Origin of the sequence: Leptospira weilii serovar Ranarum str. ICFT, from assembly GCF_000332415.1 — a bacterium.
Lineage (GTDB): Bacteria > Spirochaetota > Leptospiria > Leptospirales > Leptospiraceae > Leptospira > Leptospira weilii_A.
Genome location: NZ_AOHC02000026.1, coordinates 145,001 through 161,955 on the forward strand (window position 1 = coordinate 145,001; position 16,955 = coordinate 161,955).

The window sequence follows — 16,955 nt, forward strand, 5'->3', positions numbered from 1 at the left end:
CGTTTAATAAAATTCTGTTTTCATTTCCCGCAGAAAACTCGCAAAAAATCCGAACCTCGGACAAACTTTTTTCCGCGGGAGAAGTTTGTACCCATTCCGCAAACGAAGCCGTGTTAGGCGAACCGCCGTGCAGCCGAAACAGATATAGGGTCAATGCCCTGTAAAACGCTCCCGTATCCAAATAATTGAAACCGATCCTTTCGGCGATTTGCCGAGCCACGGTGCTTTTGCCCGAACCGGCCGGACCGTCCAAGGCGATTACGTTTTCATTCATACAAACAACTCTCCAGTAAGGTTTCAAAACCGGGAAAAGAAGTTTCGATCCAGGAAGTTTCGTCGATTTCGAGGGAGAATCCGGAAAGCGCTTTGAAGATCAAAAAACTCATAGCGATTCGATGATCCATATACGAAAGAACGGGGATTTTTTTTCCGGAAGAAAGGGATTTCCAAACCTCCGAAGAATGAGGCGATGTTCCGTCTAACGCGTATCCGTCCGGATATTCCTCCACTTCGATTCCGAGCGCTCGGAAATTGGAAACCATCGTATGAATCCGATCCGATTCCTTGGCGCGCAACTCCTCGGCGTGACGGATCTCGAAACCGCCTTCGGCAAAAAGTCCCGCGACCGACAGAACCGGGATCTCGTCGATGATCGCAGGAATTAAAGATTCCGGAATATTCGATTTTTTTAAAGTAGAAGGATAGGTTTTGAGATCCCCCACCGGTTCCCCGCATTCGATTCTTTGATTGAGGATTTCGATCTTGGCGCCCATCAGTTCGAGCGCGGTCAAAATCCCCGTCCGGGCCGGATTGAGTCCTATGTTCCGAATCAATAGGTTTCCTTCCTTTGCCAAAACTCCAAGCGCCAAAAAAAACGCCGCGGAGGAAATGTCTCCGGGAACCTTAAACTCACCCCCGTTCAAAACGTAGGGAGGTTTGATTTTAAAATGAAGCGGCGTCAAACGTTCGATCTTGTTTCCGAGAAATCGAAACATATTTTCCGTGTGATCGCGGGATAGGTTGTTTTCCGAATATTCCAAATCCGTTTCGGACGCGATGGCCGCAAGCATCAGACAGGATTTGATCTGCGCGCTGGCGATCGGGCTTTCGTAACGGAAACTTTTCAGTTTTTTTCCTTCGATTTTCAGAGGGGCTGTTTCTTTTTCCCCCAGGCCCACGATCGACGCCCCCATTGCGTTTAAGGGATTGATAATTCTACCCATCGGACGTTTTTTTAGGGAATCGTCTCCCGTCAAAACCGCGTTCACTCTATCAAGTCCGCAGATCAGTCCGGCGGACAATCGAATCCCCGTCCCCGCGTTTCCGAAATCGAGTTCCACGTTAGGCGAAACGAGTGCGTCTTTGCCGGGACTTGTAAATTCATATTCTCCCGGTTTGATCTTTTTAAACTTTAAACCGAGTTTGGAGAACGCGGACATGGTGTTGAGCGGATCTTCCGCTTCGAGAAAGCCGGTCACCTTGGAATTGCCCTTGGAAAGTGCGGCAAACAAAACGGATCGATGGGAAAGGGATTTGTCTCCGGGGACCGTGATTTCCCTGGATTTGAGTTTAACTTTTTTTGGAATCATCCTGGTTCTTCAAAATAAAATCCCTGGATCTGCGGGAAGTTTCCATAAAACCTTCCCACTCTTGACGATTCAGAGTGTTTTTTGGATTCAATTTTTCTAATATAATATCGAGCCGCTCCCGAAAGTCCATAAGGGATTTGTAAATCTCGTTCTGGTTTGAGGAAAAAATCGCCGCCCACATCTTAGGGTTGGAACCCGCGATCCGGGTCATATCCCGAAAACCTCCTCCGTTCAAAGGAATGGGGGAAAGATCCGTGTATCGTTTTACGATTTTTTGATTGGCCGCCCAGTCCGCCATGATCGAAGAAAGTATATGAGGAGAATGTGATAGATACGACAATATCGAATCGTGTTCCTCGGCGGAAATTTCGATCGTTTCGGCTCCGATCGTTTTCCAAAAAAGTTCCAGCCTATCTTTGATTTCCGGTTTTGCGTTTTTGGGAGAAGTCAAAATACAAAGCCGTCCTTCATACAAGGAAACGTTTGCGAACTCGAGCCCGGATTCCTCCGAGCCGCACATCGGATGCGAAGAAACATAATTGTGGGCCTGCGGAAAATGTGTTTCCACGGCCCGGATGATCTCTTTTTTAGTCGAACCTACGTCCGTGATGATCCCCGAAAAATCCGAGGGCAGCTCGGAGATCAACCTTGCCGTAAGATCGACCGGCACCCCGAATATGATAAAATCGTAATCCTTCCATTGTTTTGTGGAATGAAATTCCTCCGCCGTCAAAATCGTATCCGCGGATTTCAAGGATTCCCCCTTGGACTTGCTCGCGGAGGAACTTACCACCCCAGTGACGTGTGTTAAAATTCCTTTTTTTTTGAGGGCCAGGGAGAGCGAGGCCCCCATGAGCCCCAATCCGTATATGAGAATATTCGAAAATTCTAATTTCACAGGCTTTGCGGGGACATCGGATAAGACCCGAGCACTCTCATAAAAATCGTATTCTCCTTCAAACTTGCGAGGACGTTTTGGATCGATTCGTCCTTTTGATGACCGTGAAAGTCGATGAAGAAGTTGTATTCCCAGGAATTTCTTCTCGTGGGTCTGGATTCGATTTTGGTCAAATTCAACCGATGATCGAAAAAAGGTTTTAACACACGGTACAAGGCTCCCGGTTTATCGGGACAAGAGAAAACAACGGATGTTTTGTCGTTTCCGGTGGGAGGACATTGATTTTTTCCTAGGATCAAAAATCGGGTCGTATTGTCCGCGAGATCTTCGATGGATTCCCGAATCAGACTCAGGCCGTAAATTTCGGCGGCGATGGAAGAAGCGACGGCCGCACAAGCTTCCTTTTTTTCCGCTACGATCTGAGCCGCTTTGGCGGTGGAGGAAGTCTCCACAATCTCTACGTGAGGCAGATTGGCCGCGAGCCAATTTTTGCATTGGGAATTGGCGATCTTAATTCCGTATAACGTTTTGATCTTGGAAAGATCGTGTTCGAAACCTAAGAGACTGATGTTGATACGAAGATAATGTTCCGAATAGATGAGAAGATCCGAGATCAAAAACTGATCGAGTGTGGAGTTGACCAATCCTTCGCTGGAATTTTCCACCGGGACGACTCCGTAGTCGATCTTATCGGTTTCCACCGCGCGGAACACATCCGGGATCGAATTGAATTCCAACGCGTTGATGGAAGCTCCGAAACGGGCGCGGACCGCCTGATTGGAAAAAGAACCCGCAGGCCCGAGATAACCCACTTCCAATCCTTTTTCCACGGAGATGGAACCGGACATGATCTCTCGATAGATCGCGAGCAACACTTTGTCGGGAAGCGGTCCCTCACTCAAAGACTTTATCTTTTCGTAAACTTCCTTTTCTCGGTCCGGCCTAAAAACGGGTTCGTTTCGTTCTCGTTTGATTTCTCCGATCTTGGACGCAAATTCGGCGCGGGTCTGGATCGACTTTACGATTTCCCGATCCAAAGAATCGATCTGATCCCGAAAAATTTTCAGTTGTTGATCCAAGTCACTCATCTTCGAGCAAATCGTCCAGGTTTTCAAATTTCAGCTCTTTAACTTCCACGGGAGCCGGAAGATCCGATAGTTTATTCAAACCGAAATGAATCAAGAATTCTTTGGTGGTTCCGTACAAGGCCGGTCTTCCCGGAACCTCTTTGTTCCCGATCGGTTTGATCAGCTTTTTAGAAATCAAAGAAGTGACCATCGCGCGGGAAGAAACTCCCCGGATCTCGTCGATCTCCGGAAGTGTGATGGGTTGTTTGTAAGCGACGATGGCGAGTGTATCCAAGCTGGACTTGGAAAGTTGTTCTCTTCTTTTTTCCTTAAAGATATTTCCGAGTAATTCCGCAAAACTTCCGTTGGTTACGAATTGATACGCTCCTGCGATTTCTTTCAGAAGAAATCCCCCGTTTTTTTCGGAGTAATCCAGAACGAGTTCGTCCAGAATTTCGCGAGCTTCGGTTTTTTCGATTTCCGCAGATTTGGCGATACTCGCCAATTTTAAGGGTTCACCGGAAACGAAAAGTAAGGCTTCGATCAATCCTTTGATTGCTGTTCTGTCCCGTTCCAATGTCCCTCGTTCAGAAATAAACGGATTTCCCCGAACAGTTTATGCTGTTTGGCGCGGAGAATCCTCTGCTTACTTAGTTCCAGCAATGCCAGAAAAGTGGCAACGATTTCCGCTTTTTCAGGCCGTTCCCGTTGGAATAATTCCGGAAAAGAGACTTCCTTTTTTTCCCGGAGAGAAGAAAGGATTTTTTCCATTTTTTCCTCCACGGTGAAACGATGCGGCGCGGTGAGTAAGGTCGGAATTTCGGGCTCCTCCGATTGGGATTCCAAAATTTCATGAAAGGCGGAAATCAGATCCAGAAGGGAAACGTCGAGCCAATTCTCGTCTTCGTCCAGAGTGGCGTTGGATTCTCTTCTAAAAACTCCGGTTTGGTTCTGATCCATTTCCGAAAGTTTTTTGGCGGTGAGTTGAAACTTCTTATGTTCTAAAAGTTTTTCTACAAGTTCGGGAGGGAGAGGAGGTTCGTAGTCTTCTTCCTCAAATCCGGGGTCAGGTAACAAGGCCTTGGATTTGAGATAGATCAGATTGGCGGCCATCAAGGCGTATTCCGCGCTCAGTTCCAAAGAGAGAGTTTCGGAAATGCGCAGGAAACTTAAAAAATCCCGGGTGATGCGAGAGAGAGAAACATCAAAGATATCGACTTTGTAACTTTCAATCAAACTCCAGAGGACGGACAGAGGCCCTTCCGACAAACCGCCTTCGCCATTGTTCCATTGAACTACAAAGGACTTACCGGGTTCTTCATTCTCCATTCAAAAGAAATCTACCTTTAGGAATTGAGGGCTTTGTCCGCCGCTTGTTGCAGTCTTTCCGGAGAAAACGGTTTTACGACAAAATCCTTCACTCCCATTTTGATCGCTTTTGCGAGCAGGTCTTCCTGTCCGAGCGCGGTTACCATGATGATTCTCGCCTTCGCGTCCAACTTAAATATTTCCTGAGCGGCTTCGATTCCGTCCTTTTCACGCATGGTAATGTCCATCGTGACCAGGTCCGGTTTCAGAGATTTGTATTGCTCTATCGCGATATTACCGTTTTCCGCTTCTCCCACGATCTCGTGACCGGTTTGGGTAAGGGCGTCTTTTACCATGGTTCTCATAAATTTGGCATCATCCACAACGAGAATTCTGGCCATATTAAATTCCTCTCTCTTTCAAAATGATTTGGATCCTATTGATGATTTCAGTGACAGGCTCGATATATTCGACGCCTCCCATTTCAACTGCCTGACGGTTCATTCCATAAATTACGGAAGTTTGTTCGTCCTGCGCGATGGTAGAGCCGCCTACTTCTTTGACTTTTACCATGGCCGCCGAGCCGTCCTTACCCATGCCGGTCATAATAACGCCGATCATTCCGCTTTTATATTCTTCAACCGCACTGTTTAGGAGAACTTCAATGGAAGGCCTGTGTCCATTTACAGGGGCTTCCCTGTTCAGGGCAATCCATTTCCTCCCGCCTCGGGATTGAATGGACAGATGCGCGTCACCCGGAGCCACATAACCCGTGTTTGGTTCAATCGGCTCGCCGTCTTCGGCTTCCTTAACTTTGATTTTTGCGTGATCGTTAAGTCGCATCGCAAACGCTTTGGTAAAACCCGCAGGCATATGTTGTACGACAAAAATAGGTACGGAAATATCCCCCGGAATTCTGGAGAATACCTCCTGAAGAGCCCGGGGTCCGCCTGTGGAAGTGCCGATACAAATCGCCTGAATCGGAGATTTTTTTATATGTGTTTCTCCCGCAGGAACCTTGGAACGAACGGGAACTTTTTTTAAAAGGTCTCGGGAAGGAATTCGAATTCTACTTTCAAAGTACGCGAGAATTTTGAATTTCAAAATGTTTCCGATTTCTTCCGGATCAAATTGAAACACGCTGGAAGGTTTGGGTACGAAGTCGATGGCTCCGTATTCCAGGGCTTTGAAGGTCGCTTCGGCGCCGTTCTGAGTGAGCACCGAAAGCATAATCACCGGAATTCCCAGTTTCTTTTTTTGAAGTTCGTGAAGTGCGGTAAGACCGTCCATAACCGGCATTTCCACGTCGAGAATGATCACGTCGGGGTTCATCTTTTGCGCGAGATCGATACAATCCAATCCGGTTTTCCCAGTTGCCACCACTTGAATATTGGAATCTTTTTGGATCTGATCGGAGATGATATTTCTGACTAATAGAGAATCATCGATAATAACGGCTCGAACCGGATTGGGAACCATCGAAATCAAAACCTCGGAATCAGTTGGAGTAATTCGTCAAAATCCGGAAGGAATAATAAAACTCCTAAGAGATCGTTGCCCTCGTGATTGAATTCGGTTAACATACTTAAAAACTTGGTCCGTTCCGGTTTGACGACGTCCAAGACCTGCATGAAGGTTCCTTCCAAAAATTCGGGAACGGAAGGTGTCACACTCGCTTTCGCCTTGTTGGATATCGAGTTCATCACGGAAGAACAAACGATGTTGGAAATTTCGCTTAACACCGATTTGGCGTCGTCCGTTAATTGTTCGCCGAGAACGGTTTCCGAACCCAGAAGTTCCTTGGCGAGATTGGCCGCGTTCTCACGGGAGAACATCATCAAAAGGTTTCCGTTCAAATCCCCGTTCATTCGGATCCTCAAACCGTAAAAATGATTTTCGGAAAAACGAATTTCTTCCGCAAGACCGTCCCGGTCGTTCATGATGATTTCCGGAATAAAAAGATCGATGTTCTTTTTCAAAAGTTGGGAAAGAACCATACCGGCGTTCATCATACCGGTGTTGACTACGTTCTCCAGTTTTTTGAGTTCCTCTTTGGACAACGCCCCTTTAAAATCCTTGGAAGGAGTGACCGACATTGTACGTTCTTTCTTTTGAGTTAAAAAACTTTCTATGATCGCCTTCGCGCGTTTTTGTTCCTCTTCACTCGCAGTTTGATCCAATGCGATATCCGTGATATGAGAACGGTATTCCTCTTCGGAAGATACGAACGGTTTTTTAGGACCTTCGGAGGAATACGAAGTAATCGAAGGCGGAAGATTTGTAATTTGCGGATCCTGCGTTGTAGGTTCCGTAGATTCCGGAAGTTGAATTTCCTTAGGAGCTTTCATCTCCAGGGCTACGGCTGCGGCCAATTCTTTTTCTTCTCGGAAAACCTCTTCTTTTTCCACGACGATTCGTTTTGTATCGCGGGTTCGATCGACCTTTTTCTTTTTGAGACGTTCCCGATTCGTGATGTCGTGCAGTTTATAGTTGTAGACGTTCGTAGGATTCGTCGTTTTTTGAATATAAAGTTCTTCTTCCCTTTCTGCGGAATGGATGGAACCGATTCTTTTCATCGTTTCGAGATGGTAGTGTACGACTGCGTCCGCATCCTCGAGTTCGGAGGCGATTTCCACAATGCCGGGGATGTCCAAAACCATGATGATGGTTCCGTCTCCCATAATGGAAGCTCCGGTAAGACCTCGTATATTTTTAAAGTTCTTTTCCAAAGATTTGATCACCGTCTCGTGTTTGCCCACGAGTTCATCGACCATAAATCCGATCTTACGTCCTTTGTACTGAACGATGACGACCGGAAATTCATCTCGATCCGTTTTGTCCTGAAGACCGATGATTCGGTTGAGTCTGTAGATCGGAAGCACCTCGCCTCGGAGATTGATGATCTCGTTTCCTTCGAGAGTCGTGATCTGATCGTTGTGGATTTTAATCGTTTCGTTGACTTCGGAAAGAGGAAAGGCGTACACTTCTTCTTCCATAAGAACCAGAATGGAAGGAATGATCGCAAGAGCTTGAGGAAAAGAAAGAATAAAAGAAGTTCCCTGACCTCTGGCGCTGTTGATGATGATCTTACCTTTGAATTCCTGGATCAGATTGTTTACGACGTTCATTCCCACGCCGCGGCCGGAAATATCGGTGATTTTTTCCGCGGTGGAAAATCCGGCTTGAAAGATGAATTGAAAAATCTCCTGCTCGGAAAGATTGGACGCCTCGGTCGCGTTCACGAGACCTTTTTCGATCGCCTTATTTAGGATTTTATCGGAGTCCAGACCGCGTCCGTCGTCGCGGATCTCGACCATGATATTACTTCCACCTTGATAAGAATTCAGTTCCAAAGTTCCGGTTTCCGGTTTTCCGGCGCTCAATCTTTCCGCGGGGGTTTCGATTCCATGATCCACGGAGTTGCGAATGAGATGAAGCAGAGGTTCGCCTAACGCGTCTATGACTTTTTTATCGAGCTCGGTCGATTCTCCCAAGAGAACCAGATTCACCTTTTTACCGGTTTCCAAGGAAAGATCTCTCACGAGTCTGGAAAATCTTCGGAACACGGTCGAAATTTGTACCATCCGGATGTTCATGATTCCGGATTGAAGTTCTTTGGAGATCCGATTGATGAGATCGATTCTGGATTTGAGATCGTTAAATAACTGATCCTCTCCGAAAATCCGAACGAGGTCGTCGTAAATTCTTTGAAAGCCCGAGTTCGTGATGATGAGTTCCCCCACGTTGTTCATCAACTGATCCAGTTTATCGGAGGATACTTTAATACTTTTTAATGTAACCCTGGATTCGGACGCCGTCATATCGTCTTCGATCTTGAAATTCTCGGCGGCCGTTTCGTGGACGACGGGAACGTATTCGTCAACGTCCAAGGACTCCACCATATCGACGTTAGCCGCGGTGCGGATTTGTTCGAAAGACTCGGAGGAAACGAATAACAAAGCGATGGAAGTCGCATCGACTCCTTTTTCCAATTCGTCCAGATCCGGAACGGACTTAAATACGATCCCTAAGTTCTTTAGGTTTTGAAGAATTAAGGAAAAACGAAGCCCTTTCATCGGAGAATCCTTACCAAGAGTCACCGAAATTTTCCAACACCGGCCGCCCGACTTACGGATTTCATCTTCGAGTTCTTTGACTTCATCCGCTTCGAGACGAATTTCCAATCCGCTTGCCCGAACCGGAGTTTGCGCCGGTTTTGTCGCGGAAGCCGCTTTGGCTGAGGTTTCCTCCGATTTCGTCGCGGGAGCCGACGTTGTGGGAACCGCTTTGGACGAGGTTTCCTCCGATTTTGTCGCGGGAGCCGACGTTGTGGGAACCGTTTTGGCTACGGGAACTGTAGGCGGGGGAGAAGCCGCTGCGCCGGAAAAAGAAGATGGATCCTTTTCGTAAACATCCAACTTTTGAATCATCTCCGTAAACGGAGTATCGATTTTTTTTCCTTCGCCCACGTTTCGAATCACGTATTTGATCAAATCGAAACATTGAAAGAGAAGATTGACTAAAGGAAGTCTAACGTCAAGTTTACCGTCCCTCGTCATCTGAAGCAGATTCTCCATTTTATGAGCGAGATCGGAAAGGTTGTATAAACCTACGAAGGCGGCGGAACTTTTTAAGGAATGCGCCGCGCGAAAGATATCGTTGATGATCGAAAGATTTTTATGATCGGTTTCGAGTCTGAGGAGATTGGCGTTTAACTCCTCGATTTGATCTTCCGACTCTTCCAAAAAGAGGTCGGTATACTCTCCGAGAATTCCGGCCATTTAGATCACCTCCTGTTCAAAGTTGATCAGGACGGATAAGTTTAAATTGAGTATCAACGTTTCGTCCGCTTGGCTGACCGACTCTATCAAAGAACTATAATTAAGAGTGAGATCGTCGGTAGCCTTACTGATTTTGTCGAATTGAATTTTGATCACTTGTCTTACCGTATCTACGAGAATTCCCGCGCGTTTTTCGTCGTGTACAACGACGATAATCCTCGTGGAAGGAATGATCTCGCTATAACCGATTCCGAAAACCTGCTTCAGATCTAATATCGGAATAATCTCTCCTCTAAGATTAATAACTCCTAAAATATAATCGTCTCCGTTCGGAATTCTTGTAATCGGTACGGGTTTGAGAATTTCGTGGATTTTCAGGATGTCGATTCCGAAAATTTCCTCGTTCACGTTGAAAGTTAAATATTCCTTCTGAGACTCCGTAGTTTTATCCGCTTCCAGGGATTCAAGATATTGTCGATTATCGAATGAGGCCATGATTATTACCTAACGGTGCTCCATAAAATCCGGGATCAATCTATAGAACAAATTGTAATTTGTTTTTCAAGAACAATAGAATGAAAGAATTTCCCAAATCTAAAAATTCTCGCACTTTTCCAAAGAGAAACCTTTTTTCGATCCGATCAAAGTTACATATCCACAAACCGCACGAATGGATTCCGAAATAAAATCGACGGTTTTGTATCGGTCTTCAATTTCTGTTACGGACCTAACAACCACAAATAACGCGCGTGTAAATTCTATCGCACGATCCTTGCTGGATTGTGTTTGAATTTAGGAACGAAACATTGAGTTTTTGAGACTTACAACTTTAGAATCCGCTCTGAAGTAACCATTCCGACAAAACGTACACACAGATCGCTCGCTATTTCAAATAGACAGTATTTTAACGTTTTTTCAGACGATTCGATAAATTTTTTTCTCCGTAATGATTCGGCCTACTCTTATGTCGTGCTTTTCCTTTGGAAAGCTGGCGGGAAAAAGTTCCTCGTAAGTAAGTCCGATCAAACGAGTCGGATCCGCTTCGGAAAGAGTTCTGTCATAAAAACCTCCACCGCGTCCGAGACGATAACCGAACTCGTCGTAACCTAAAGCAGGCACGACAATCCATTCCGCATCGTGAAAATTCAAGGTTTTTGTTCCCTTGGGTTCCAAAATCCCAAACGGGCCCTCTTCCCAGGCTTCCGGAAAAATAAACTCCAATTTCCGATCTATGATCTTCGGGAAATAAATTTCCTTATCTGAATCGGTCCAACCCAAAACTTTCGGATCGATCTTTACTTCCCATTTATCGGGAGAGTATGCGATCATCTTTCGTGCGCCGATCGTGATTTCTTTTAAAAATTCGAGAATAGCGAGGTCTTTTTTTTTCCTTTCTTCTAAAAGGGTAAGCAGAGTTCTGAGTGCGTTTCTAGACTGAAGTTTCAACGAGATTACTAAAAGGGTCCAATTTTAAACAAAGTGCTTATCCCAAAACTTAAAAACGATCGCAGAGATTTGCGGCCATTCCGATAAAACCGGATGGTTGGCGGACAGATTCAAAAAAAATCAAAGTTCTCCGATAATTCCTTCTTCCAACATCGTAATTAGCTTGCGGGTTTTTTCTTCCATTTCTCCGGTTTTTATAGAAACGGGCGACGGTTCGTTTTTGATTTCTTTCGCTTGTTGTAGTTCGTCGGCAAAGTTGAGCGCGGCTAAGATAGCCAGTTTTTGTCTGGAAGCTCCGGGCATTCCGACTCCGAGCTCCCTGAGTTTACGATCCACGTCTTCCGCCAGGGAATGGATGTAATCGGCCCCCGCTTCGCTGAGAATCGTATATTCCTCTCCGAGGATTCGGACTTTTACCCTACGGAGATCCATCTGAAATTCAAGATTTAGGATCGTCCTCGATGATTAGGAAATCATCGTCTTCATCCGCGTCGAATACGCTAATTGAGTCCTCGTCGTCTTCGATGATAATATCGTCATCGTCCAGGGCCAAATCTTCCGCAATTTCACTTTCATCCGCAATTTCGATGATGTCTTCGTCTTTTTCAGGAACCTCTGTAATCAGGGATATATCGTCGTCGTCCTCGTCCAGAAGAATGATCTCATCGTCTTCTCCGAATTCGTCTTCCGCAGAAGCGTTTTCTTTAACAACGTTAGACGCCGTTGACGCAGCGGCCGCCGGGCCGGAAGGAGATGCAGATGCAGAAGACGACACAGCGGGGCCTCCGCTTACGGGAAGAGAATCCAATCTTCCCAGAAGCTGGTTGATTTTCCCTTCGAGTTTCCGTTCTCTTTCTTTGAGTTCGTTCAGTTCGTTCGTGGTTTTTTGCAGTTGATCGCGGAGAGAGGAAAGTTCTTTTTCCTTCTCTTCCATCGCCAGTTTCATCTGGTCGTTTTCCGCTCGGAGAGTTTCGTTTTCGGATTCTAAGCGACCATTTTCTGCGCGAAGATCTGTGATGAGTTCGAGGGCTTTTACGACCTTGCTTTCTAATTCCTCAATGGTCTCCATCGTGAGCATATCTGATTCTCCCTTAAAAACATTCTCGAAAAACGAAAAAAAGCCCTGTAGCACAATGCACAGGGCTGTCGATTTGAGTCAGGTTGGATGTTTATCCCGCTACTTTGATTTTTTCAACCAGAGCGTTAAACACTTCCTTATCGTTGAAAGCCAAATCTGCCAGGGATTTACGATCCATATGGATTCCCAATTTCTTAAGAGAATTCATAAATACGGAATAAGACAAACCATTTTCTCTTGCAGCGGCGTTAATTCTAATGATCCAAAGTTTACGAAAATCTCTTTTTTTCGCTCTACGATCGCGGTAAGCCCACTGCCCCGCTTTCATCACCGCACTTTTTGCCGTTCTGTAAAGTTTAGAACGAGCTCCGCGGAATCCCTTTGCGTCTTTGAGGACTCTTCTTCTTCTATTTTTGTGGATGGTTCCGTTGACCGCTCTCGGCATTATCTTACTCCATAAGGCATTAATCTAACGATGGATTTCCAATCAGAATTGTTGACCAGGGTCAAACCGCGAAGACGTCTTCTTCTTTTCGGTCCCTTTTTGGTCAAGATGTGACGGGTATTCATACTCTTGCGTTTGATTTTATTGTTCTTTGTGAACTTAAAACGTTTTGCAGCGGCTCTGTTCGTTTTCAACTTTGGCATCTTATCTACCTTTAAGGTTCTATTTCCGGAAATTATTTCGGATTAATAATTACAACGATCTGTTTTCCGTCTTGAACCGGATCTCTTTCCGCCGATCCGTATTCTTTCAGGTCTTCCACCATTCTATACACGACTTTCATCCCGAGATCCGAATGCATCATTTCTCGACCGCGGAACCGGAGACTTACTTTTACTTTGTCTCCCTTGCCTAGAAACTCCTGTGCGTGTTTCTTTTTGATATCGTAATCGTGACTTTCGATTCGAGGTCGAATCTTAATTTCTTTAACGTTGATTACGTGTTGTTTCTTCTTTGCTTCTTTGCTCTTTTTGAGCAGCTCGAATTTATACTTACCGTAGTCGATGATCTTACAAACATGAAGTTCCTGATCTCCGGACACTTCCACAAGATCCAGATTTTCTTCTCTTGCTTTTCTGAGGGCTTCTTCAAAAGGTACGATTGCCACTCCGTCATCCGAAACGAGGCGAACTCTGGAAACGCCCGTAATTTTCTCATTGATTCGATGATTAAAAAGCTTGTCCGTTGCTGATTTTTGACTCGGTTTCCTCTGCATTCATTCTCCGGCTAGATTTCCAAGATTTTATTCTTAAGTGTGTTTTCAAGTGATTTTTGACTCTATTCCGGCGGAATCGGTCTTTTATTTCAAGTCCATTTTCAGGTGGGAAAGAAATCCTCTGAATTTTCCCTCGATACGAGCTATGCTCTACTCGCTCGAGGTAAGCCCGGATGTAGTTACGACCTGCGCAAAATCTCATCGAGGTTTTTCAAAAATGTGGGAGTTCCTACGCTTCGAGTGACTAGGAGTTAGTGGATAAGAGTGGGACTTTACATACAAGGTCAACGTCGGGCAGGCAAGGTCACCTGAAATCTGATTTCCGATCCCTATCCACCAAAACGCGGGAGTTCCCACAGTCGGATCAACTCGCCTTAATTTCTTCCTGAAGATTGGAAATGAATCCGTTTCGGGTCAAAGTTTTTGTGTCTTCCTGACCTCGCATCCTCACCGCAATCGTTCCGGACTCCATTTCTTTTTCACCCAATATCAAAAGATAATTCGTCTTTTTTAATATAGAATCCCGAATTTTCGCTCCGATTTTTTCATTCCGAGTATCCAATTCCACTCGAAAGCCCGCGTCGACTAACTCCCGATAGACGATTTTCGCATAATCGGTTACCTTTTCGGTTACGGTCAAAATTCTTATCTGATTGGGGGAAATCCAAAGAGGAAATTTTCCCTCGTAGTGTTCGATTAAAATTCCGATGAATCGCTCCAGAGAACCGTAAATCGCTCTGTGAATCATAACCGGTCTTTTTTTCTGACCGTCGCTGTCCGTATAATCCAGATCAAAACGTTCGGGCATAGAAAAATCCACTTGGATCGTTCCACATTGCCAGAGTCTACCGATCGAATCCTGAATGTTGAATTCTATCTTGGGTCCGTAAAAAGCGCCCTCGCCTTCTTTGATTCCGTACGGAATTCCTTTTTTTTCGAGAGAAAGTTTTAAAGTGTTCGTCGCAAATTCCCAATCCTCGTCCTTGCCTTGCGATTTTTCGGGACGGGTTGCGATGAACGTTTTGAATTCGGAAAATCCAAATTTCTTATATACGGTAAACGTAAAGTCGATGATGTCCGTCACCTCGGATTCCAAGTGATCCAAAGGAGCGTAGATATGAGAATCGTCTTGTGTGAACGCTCTCACTCGAAAGAGCCCGTGCAGAACTCCGTGCAACTCGTGACGATGAACGCTTCCGAATTCCGCAAAACGTAAAGGAAGTTCCCGATACGAATGCAAATGATGTTTGTAGATTAAGGAACATCCCGGACAGTTCATCGGCTTAAGAGCGTAGTCCTCTTCGTCGATGTCCGTAAAATACATGTTCTCGTGAAAGTTGTCCCAGTGTCCGGATTTTTTCCAAAGTTCGGAGGAAAGGACGGCGGGGGTTTTGATTTCCTGATAGCCTCTTTTGTTACATTCCGATCTGAGATAATCCGCGAGTGAATTCCAGAGAATGGTTCCTTTCGGATGCCAAAACGGAAAACCGGGACCTTCCTTTTGAAAGGAAAACAGATCCATTTCTTTTCCGATCTTTCTGTGATCTCTTTTTTTCGCTTCTTCGATTTGAAAAAGATACTGATCCAATTCTTTTTTAGTGGGAAACGCGACCCCGTAAATCCGAGTGAGCATCGAGTTGTTTTTATCGGCCTTCCAATACGCGCCCGATATCGCCGTTAGTTTAAAAGATTTTAATATTCCCGAATTCGGAACGTGTGGTCCTCTACAAAGATCGAACCATTCCCCCATTCCGTAGATGGAAACTTCTTCGCCCGGAATTCCGCTGATGATTTCGATCTTATATTTTTCTCCGAGTTTTTGAAACGTTTCGATCGCCTCTTTTTTAGATACGACCTTTCTCCAAACCGAGTAATCGGCTTTTACGATCTTCTCCATCTCCGCTTCTATCTTGGGAAAATCATCCGGAGTGATCACGGTTCCGGTAAAGTCGATGTCGTAATAAAAAAATCCCGGTCCGTTATCGATCACGGGACCCACGGTGAGATTTGCGTTTTTATATAAATTCTGAACCGCCATTCCGAGCAAATGCGCCGCGGAATGTTGAAACGTCTCCCAACCGTCTTTTTCGGAGTATGTCAATACTTCTATGTTTGCATCGGCTTCCACCGTTCGAGATAAGTCCCGGATATCCGTGCCGTCGAGACGTACGGCGAGGGCCTTATTTTTTAAAAAGGGTAATTCTTTTTCGATGAAGTCGCGGAAAGTGGAGCCTTGTGCGACTTCCTTTACGGATTTGTCCGGCAATGTAAGCCTATGCATATTGTATTGTTTTCCAGGAACTAAATTGGGTTTTCCGCTTTCCATTCGCAAAAATCGGACATATTTTTCAATCGATTTGTATTGACCAGAGAAAAACCTGAGCCAACTCCAATCGTTGTCCATTCCTCTTTGTCCGCTTTTCTACATCCGTTTAGTGTTGACTCTAGCCAACACCTCATCATCTTTGCAGAAGATGAAAGCGTTTTTAGTTTTTGATAACGGCACGATCTTAGAGGGAGAATCTTTCGGATATGAAACGGAATCCGTCGGAGAAGTCGTTTTTAATACTTCCATGGCGGGTTATCAAGAAATCCTAACGGATCCTTCCTATTGCAATCAAATCATAACACTGACTTATCCGATGATCGGGAACTACGGAATCCATCCGGACAATATGGAATCTTCCAAGATCCAAGCGAGCGGACTGATCGTTAAAGAATACGTGGATCGGCCGTCCAACTTCAAATCTCAAAAGACCTTATCACAATTTTTAAAAGAATATAAGATTCCCGCGATCCAGGGAATCGATACGCGCAAACTGACTCGGTATATCCGCACGAACGGTTCTCCGAACGGTGGGATCTTTGTGGCTCCGGAATATTCTCCTAAATTTTTGGAGAAGGTAAAAACATTTCCGGGGATCGTCAATGCGGATCTTGCAAAGGTCGTAACTACATCCGCGAAATATATCTTCGGAACCCATACCGGTAAAAAATACAAACTCGCCGTCTACGATTACGGAGTGAAGACCAACATACTCCGTCTTTTGGACGCGACCGGTTTTGCGGTCACGGTTTATCCGGCGGAAACCCCCGCGGAGGAAATTATGAAAGAAGGAATCGACGCATTTTTTCTTTCCAACGGTCCCGGGGATCCGGCGCCTTTAAACTACGCAATCTCCGCGACCCGGAAAATTATGGAAAAAGGATATCCGCTTTTCGGGATCTGTCTCGGTCATCAGATCATCGGACTTACTTTAGGAAAAAAAACGGAGAAGATGAAGTTCGGTCATCGAGGCGGAAATCAACCGGTTCAGAATTTATCAACCGGACAAGTGGAAATCACTTCGCAAAACCACGGTTTTGCGGTGATCGACGACGCCAATCCGAACGAACCGGTTTCTTTTATCAACTTAAACGACAACACCGTGGAAGGAATTTTAAAATCCGGTTATCCTTTATTGACCGTTCAGTATCATCCCGAAAGCGCGCCGGGGCCGAACGATTCCCGTTATCTATTTCAAAAATTTTACGATCTGGTTGAAAAAACAAAAAGAGGTGAATGAAC

At 45.4% G+C, this 16,955-nt stretch carries 18 protein-coding genes (1 of these 18 cut by a window edge); 1 reads left to right on the plus strand and 17 read right to left on the minus strand.

Features of this window, described 5'->3' with window-relative positions:
* The 17 genes from cmk to thrS all read right to left on the minus strand — a co-directional run.
* Positions 1-274, minus strand: the 5' portion of a protein-coding gene (gene cmk, locus LEP1GSC060_RS08490; protein ID WP_003000791.1) for a (d)CMP kinase. It extends 419 nt beyond the left edge of the window; the window shows 274 of its 693 coding nt (coding positions 1-274); its start codon is at positions 272-274; its stop codon lies off the left edge, out of view.
* Complete coding sequence (gene aroA, locus LEP1GSC060_RS08495) at positions 267-1,589, minus strand: 3-phosphoshikimate 1-carboxyvinyltransferase (protein WP_003001135.1); 1,323 nt, start codon at positions 1,587-1,589, stop codon at positions 267-269. The genes cmk and aroA overlap by 8 nt, the downstream gene beginning before the upstream one ends.
* Positions 1,570-2,487 carry a prephenate dehydrogenase gene (locus LEP1GSC060_RS08500; protein ID WP_003000874.1) on the minus strand — a complete coding sequence of 306 codons (918 nt, stop codon included), beginning with the start codon at positions 2,485-2,487 and terminating at the stop codon, positions 1,570-1,572. The genes aroA and LEP1GSC060_RS08500 overlap by 20 nt, the downstream gene beginning before the upstream one ends.
* On the minus strand, positions 2,484-3,575 hold the full coding sequence (gene pheA, locus LEP1GSC060_RS08505) for a prephenate dehydratase (protein WP_003001065.1): 1,092 nt from the start codon (positions 3,573-3,575) through the stop codon (positions 2,484-2,486). The genes LEP1GSC060_RS08500 and pheA overlap by 4 nt, the downstream gene beginning before the upstream one ends.
* Positions 3,568-4,131 carry an SMC-Scp complex subunit ScpB gene (gene scpB / locus LEP1GSC060_RS08510; RefSeq protein ID WP_003001227.1) on the minus strand — a complete coding sequence of 188 codons (564 nt, stop codon included), beginning with the start codon at positions 4,129-4,131 and terminating at the stop codon, positions 3,568-3,570. Before scpB ends, pheA begins: the two co-directional genes overlap by 8 nt.
* A complete protein-coding gene (locus LEP1GSC060_RS08515; protein ID WP_003000803.1) occupies positions 4,098-4,883 on the minus strand; it encodes a segregation and condensation protein A in 786 nt (261 codons plus the stop codon). Before LEP1GSC060_RS08515 ends, scpB begins: the two co-directional genes overlap by 34 nt.
* 17 nt (positions 4,884-4,900) lie before the next feature.
* Entirely contained in the window at positions 4,901-5,263 is a 363-nt protein-coding gene (locus tag LEP1GSC060_RS08520; protein ID WP_002632024.1) for a response regulator, read from the minus strand.
* A 1-nt stretch (position 5,264) separates the two neighbouring features.
* Complete coding sequence (locus LEP1GSC060_RS08525; RefSeq protein ID WP_003001306.1) at positions 5,265-6,341, minus strand: protein-glutamate methylesterase/protein-glutamine glutaminase; 1,077 nt, start codon at positions 6,339-6,341, stop codon at positions 5,265-5,267.
* 5 nt (positions 6,342-6,346) lie between these two features.
* A complete protein-coding gene (locus LEP1GSC060_RS08530; RefSeq protein WP_003001137.1) occupies positions 6,347-9,643 on the minus strand; it encodes a chemotaxis protein CheW in 3,297 nt (1,098 codons plus the stop codon).
* Positions 9,644-10,138 carry a chemotaxis protein CheW gene (locus LEP1GSC060_RS08535; RefSeq protein ID WP_003001270.1) on the minus strand — a complete coding sequence of 165 codons (495 nt, stop codon included), beginning with the start codon at positions 10,136-10,138 and terminating at the stop codon, positions 9,644-9,646.
* 420 nt (positions 10,139-10,558) lie between these two features.
* A complete protein-coding gene (locus tag LEP1GSC060_RS08540) occupies positions 10,559-11,089 on the minus strand; it encodes a 5-formyltetrahydrofolate cyclo-ligase (RefSeq protein WP_003000811.1) in 531 nt (176 codons plus the stop codon).
* Between the two features lie 120 nt (positions 11,090-11,209).
* A complete protein-coding gene (locus LEP1GSC060_RS08545; RefSeq protein WP_003001235.1) occupies positions 11,210-11,521 on the minus strand; it encodes a cell division protein ZapA in 312 nt (103 codons plus the stop codon).
* Between the two features lie 7 nt (positions 11,522-11,528).
* Complete coding sequence (locus tag LEP1GSC060_RS08550) at positions 11,529-12,167, minus strand: coiled-coil domain-containing protein (protein ID WP_003001192.1); 639 nt, start codon at positions 12,165-12,167, stop codon at positions 11,529-11,531.
* Between the two features lie 91 nt (positions 12,168-12,258).
* A complete protein-coding gene (rplT, locus tag LEP1GSC060_RS08555) occupies positions 12,259-12,612 on the minus strand; it encodes a 50S ribosomal protein L20 (RefSeq protein WP_003001225.1) in 354 nt (117 codons plus the stop codon).
* Positions 12,612-12,815, minus strand: a complete 204-nt coding sequence (gene rpmI / locus LEP1GSC060_RS08560) for a 50S ribosomal protein L35 (RefSeq protein ID WP_002765180.1) — start codon at positions 12,813-12,815, stop codon at positions 12,612-12,614. The genes rplT and rpmI overlap by 1 nt, the downstream gene beginning before the upstream one ends.
* A 32-nt stretch (positions 12,816-12,847) precedes the next feature.
* Positions 12,848-13,387 carry a translation initiation factor IF-3 gene (gene infC / locus LEP1GSC060_RS08565; protein ID WP_003001187.1) on the minus strand — a complete coding sequence of 180 codons (540 nt, stop codon included), beginning with the start codon at positions 13,385-13,387 and terminating at the stop codon, positions 12,848-12,850.
* 364 nt (positions 13,388-13,751) lie between these two features.
* The gene (gene thrS / locus LEP1GSC060_RS08570; RefSeq protein ID WP_036095921.1) at positions 13,752-15,668 is read right to left on the minus strand and encodes a threonine--tRNA ligase; all 1,917 of its coding nucleotides are present in this window, start codon (positions 15,666-15,668) and stop codon (positions 13,752-13,754) included.
* A 193-nt stretch (positions 15,669-15,861) separates the two neighbouring features.
* On the opposite strand from thrS, the gene carA reads away from it, so the two are divergent.
* On the plus strand, positions 15,862-16,953 hold the full coding sequence (carA, locus tag LEP1GSC060_RS08575) for a glutamine-hydrolyzing carbamoyl-phosphate synthase small subunit (RefSeq protein ID WP_003001009.1): 1,092 nt from the start codon (positions 15,862-15,864) through the stop codon (positions 16,951-16,953).
* The last annotated feature ends 2 nt before the right edge of the window (positions 16,954-16,955 follow it).